The following is a 3,880-nucleotide window of genomic DNA, read 5'->3' as shown; positions in this document are numbered from 1 at the left end:
CGATTTCTGGGCCATTTTTCTTGGCTCTTCCATATGCTCATCCATACGCTCTGCCTTAAGAGCGGTCCCAGCCGGCAATAAATTTGCCGAGCGTTCAATAAAAGTTCGCCAACGGAAACCAACTCAAGCACGGAGTTTCACGCGTCGTGAAGTAGGACAGATCCTACGGTTTCTTGGCAAGCCTGATAATTTTTTCTTCCAGTCAATGCAAAATACCCGTTCTCCTCTATGAGAATCGGGTAGAAGCCGAGTCCGATCGGAAATTATTGAACAGCAGCATTTTTCCTCGCAGAAGCGCACACTTACAACGCTTTTCACGCACTTTAGCGACGTTTTGCTACGATGAAGTTCCCCGATTCTTGAAAAACCAAGCTGCAGGACGCGGCTGTTTCTTTGCGAGGTAAGAAATGAATAAATCTCTGATCGCTGGTATCGTGTTTGCTACCGCAACGTTCGGTTCTTCGGCCGTCATGGCCCAAACGACTGGTGGCGGCACCACCAACATGATTGGCAACACCCCGCAGGTCCTGGACCTGACCGATGGCAGCGGCTTCTTCGGTGACACCTTCGCCATGAACAACAATGGCGCCACCTTTGCCGACCACTTCACCTTCTCGGTGCAGGGCACCAGCCCGATGAACTTCGATGCCATCGTCTCGTCGATCAGCCGCACGGCCGATACTGGCCTCGACTTCAGCGGCCTGGCGCTGTACCGCGTCGGTGGCGGCACCGGCACCGGCGGCACCGCCGGCGACACGCTGATCACGTCGGGCACCTCGCTGCAGACTGGTTCGATGGACGTCTGGACCCTGTCCAGCGACAACCTGCAAGCCGGCGACTACTACCTGCTGGTGAGCGGCAACCTCGTGTCGGATACCGCAGGCTCGTTCGGCGGCGCCGTCATGATGGCGCCGGTTCCGGAACCGGAAACCTACGGCATGATGCTGGCTGGTCTGGGCGTCCTGGGCTTCCTGGCACGCCGCCGCAAGCAGGCTGCTGCAAACCAGGCTTAAGCCACAGCGTCCGTTTAGTACGGCATGCAAACGGAGGCGCGCAAGCGCTTCCGTTTTTTTTATGTGCGCAGCTTTTTGATCAGGCTGCGGTTGCCGAGGATTTCCTCGATCTGCTCGAAGCGCACCGGCTTGACCATGTGGTGGTCGAAGCCTGCCTCGAACGCCAGCTGGCGGTCCTTTTCCTGGCCCCAGCCCGTCACCGCGATCATGACCGTCATCGCACCGCAAGACAAACCGCGGATGCCGCGCGCCAGGTCGTAACCCGACATCTGCGGCAGGCCGATGTCGAGGAAGGCGTAATCCGGGCAGAAGCGCTTGGCCGCCGCCAGGGCGTCCGGGCCGTTATGGGTGATGACCACACTGTGTCCCATCGCCGTCAGCAGCGCGCCGATGCTGTTGACGAAGTCGACGTTGTCGTCCGCCAGCAGGATGCGGTAGGTCTCGCCGCCGATGAAGGCCGCCGGCGTCGGCTTGGCCGGCAGTTCCGGATCGACCACGATCGGCAGGCGCACCACGAACTGGCTGCCGTGGCCGAGGCCGGCACTGTGCGCCTCGATGGTGCCGCCGTGCAGCTCCACCAGCTTGCGCGCGAGCGACAGGCCCACGCCCAGGCCCGCGGTCGAACGCTCCAGTGTCGAATCGACCTGCACGAACATCTCGAACACGGTATTCAGCATGTCGGGCGCGATGCCGATGCCGGTATCCGCCACCACCACGACCAGGGTACGGTCCTCGACGGTCGCCTTCAGGCTGACCCTGCCGCCGCGGTTGGTGTACTTGGCGGCGTTGTTCAGCAGATTCGACAGGATCTGCGCCAGGCGCGTGGCATCGCCGTTCAGGAACACCGGGCGGTCCGGCAGGTCGATCTGCAGCTCGTGGCCATGCAGGTCGACATAGGGACGCACCACTTCCAATGCATCGTTGACGACCGCCTTCAGCTCGACGCGGCCGGACTTGATCGTGAACTTGCCGGTATTGATGCGCGAGACGTCCAGCAGGTCGTCGACCAGGCGCACCATCTGCCGCAGCTGGCGTTCCATGATGTCGGTGGCGCGCTGGGTCGCCTGGGCGTCGCCGCTGCGCAGGCGCAGGATGTCGAGGCCGGTGCGGATCGGTGCCAGCGGATTTCTCAGTTCGTGGGCCAGGGTCGCCAGGAATTCGTCCTTGCGGCGGTCGGCCACGATCAGCGCACCCTCCGCGCGCTGGCGCACCTGCATCTCGACTTCCAGCGAGGCGTTGGCTTGCTGCAGCGCGTCCGAGCGGCGCCCGATCTCGGCCAGCATCTCGTTGAAGGCGTCGACCAGCACGCCGATCTCGCCGCTTTCCTTGCCCGGCACGCGCAGGCCGTAGTCGCGCCGCTGCATCACCTGGCGGGCGACGCTGGTGACGGCTTCGAGCGGCCGGGTGAGCGCTTCCTGCAGGCGCGATGCCACCAGCCAGGCGATCGCCAGCGCGCCCAGCATCACCGCGCCGAGGATGGCGCCGTAGCTGAGCAGGCGGTCGAACAGGCCGTAACGGGCACGCAGGTAGACGGTGCCGACCATGTCGCCGTTCTCGACGATGTTGCGGAACACGACGATCTCGCTGCCTTCGATGCGGTAGCCGGAAGCCTGCGGGCGCAGCGGCAGTCGCGTCGCGCTGCCGGTCGCGCCCGGCGCCAGGTAGCCGGCAAAACGGGTGCCGTTGCTGGTATAGATGGCGGCCGCCAGGATCTGCGGACGCACGCGCAGCACGGCCAGGTTCTGGCGTGCGGTCTCTTCGTCGTTGAAGGCCAGCGCCGGCGCGGTCACGCGCGCCATGATGTCGGCCTGGGTCATCAGGTCGTCGGTCCAGTAGCGCTGGAAGGCGCGCAGGTCGACCAGCAGCATCGCGCAGGATGCCGCCACCAGGGCCGCCAGCGTGGTGGAAACCGCCATCAGGATGAGTTTGCGGCGAACCGAGCCGCCTTCGCGCACTTTGGTCATTGCGCCTGTCATTGCTGCGTTCCTTTCTGCACCCGGTTCGCGACCGTCAGCAGGCGCGAACTGAGTTTGATGCCGTTACGCTCGGCCGCATCCAGCGCGACGTCGAAGCGCACGCGTTCGTCGACGATGCGAAAATTGATCGCGCTGCCCTGCTGCAGGCCGCCGTCGCATTCGGTCACGACCAGCATCGCATTGCCGGCCGCGCGCACCATGCGCCCTACCCGGCCCGCGTCGAGGCCGCCGACAAACAACAAGTGGACCGGCGTGCCGAGCTCGGGCTCGCGCAGCACGCGCACGAGCACCGGCCGGTTGTGCACGGTGCGGCCGCTGACGATGCGCGCCAGTTCGGCCGCCATGTCGTCGGCTCCGATCACGCCGATCGTCACCGGACTGCCGGCGTCGACGAAGGCGCCGGGCGGGAATTCGGCGTAGCCGAGAAATTTATAGAGGAAGGCGGCCTTCACGCGCCGCTCGATGCCCTGGCTGGCGGCGCTGTTGTCGGCACGGGCAGTCGCGACCATGGCGTGCTCGCCGCACAGGGCGGCCGCGCACAGCAACGCCCAGCCGGCCAGCCGGCGCCGCGTGCCGTATTTCGGAAAAGCGCTCGTAGGACGCTGCATCACGAAATGACAGGCAAGACGAGGCGCGAGGCGGGATGCAATGCGGCCGGCTCGAAAACTGCAAAGGACTGCCAAAAACTCTTCATCATCTTGCTATCGTAGAGCATTTTCCCGAGTGCACCAAGCGTGCGCTGAGGGAAGTCTCTTCAATCAGTCTCTGCTGTGCTATTTAAGCCATTAATGACTGTCATTACAAATATAAATTGGATTTTTATTTTGCGATGCAGCATGATGCACCTGTCTCCTCTATTCTCCTCCAAGGATAGATTCAGCCCGCTCTCGT

The 3,880-nt window shown here is 63.5% G+C and carries 4 protein-coding genes; 2 read left to right on the top strand and 2 right to left on the bottom strand.

The features are described 5' to 3' along the window. Both NX782_RS26030 and NX782_RS26025 read left to right on the top strand, forming a co-directional pair. Positions 1-232: DUF4248 domain-containing protein (locus tag NX782_RS26030; protein WP_258848413.1), on the top strand; the 232-nt coding region annotated here is incomplete at its 5' end. Between the two features lie 238 nt (positions 233-470). Beyond that, positions 471-1,013, top strand: coding sequence for an FxDxF family PEP-CTERM protein (locus NX782_RS26025; protein WP_258848412.1), 543 nt, complete (start codon positions 471-473; stop codon positions 1,011-1,013). A gap of 59 nt (positions 1,014-1,072) precedes the next feature. On the opposite strand, the gene NX782_RS26020 is transcribed toward NX782_RS26025, so the two are convergent. Both NX782_RS26020 and NX782_RS26015 read right to left on the bottom strand, forming a co-directional pair. Beyond that, positions 1,073-2,989, bottom strand: coding sequence for a sensor histidine kinase, YfiR-like protein-associated (locus NX782_RS26020; protein WP_258848411.1), 1,917 nt, complete (start codon positions 2,987-2,989; stop codon positions 1,073-1,075). Beyond that, positions 2,986-3,597, bottom strand: a complete 612-nt coding sequence (locus NX782_RS26015; RefSeq protein ID WP_258848410.1) for a TOL_0243 family YfiR-like periplasmic protein — start codon at positions 3,595-3,597, stop codon at positions 2,986-2,988. Before NX782_RS26015 ends, NX782_RS26020 begins: the two co-directional genes overlap by 4 nt. Positions 3,598-3,880 lie beyond the last annotated feature (283 nt).

This window comes from Massilia norwichensis (genome assembly GCF_024753245.1).
GTDB lineage: Bacteria > Pseudomonadota > Gammaproteobacteria > Burkholderiales > Burkholderiaceae_D > Telluria > Telluria norwichensis.
Note: the sequence above shows the minus strand (reverse complement) of the source record. Positions and strands in the feature narration are given on the sequence as shown.

Excerpts from the sequence above, each read along its gene's own strand:
- NX782_RS26025 (WP_258848412.1), top strand. The coding sequence starts at position 471 with ATGGCCCAAACGACTGGTGGCGGCACCACCAACATGATTGGCAACACC.
- NX782_RS26020 (WP_258848411.1), bottom strand. The coding sequence starts at position 2,989 with ATGACAGGCGCAATGACCAAAGTGCGCGAAGGCGGCTCGGTTCGCCGC.
- NX782_RS26015 (WP_258848410.1), bottom strand. The coding sequence starts at position 3,597 with ATGCAGCGTCCTACGAGCGCTTTTCCGAAATACGGCACGCGGCGCCGG.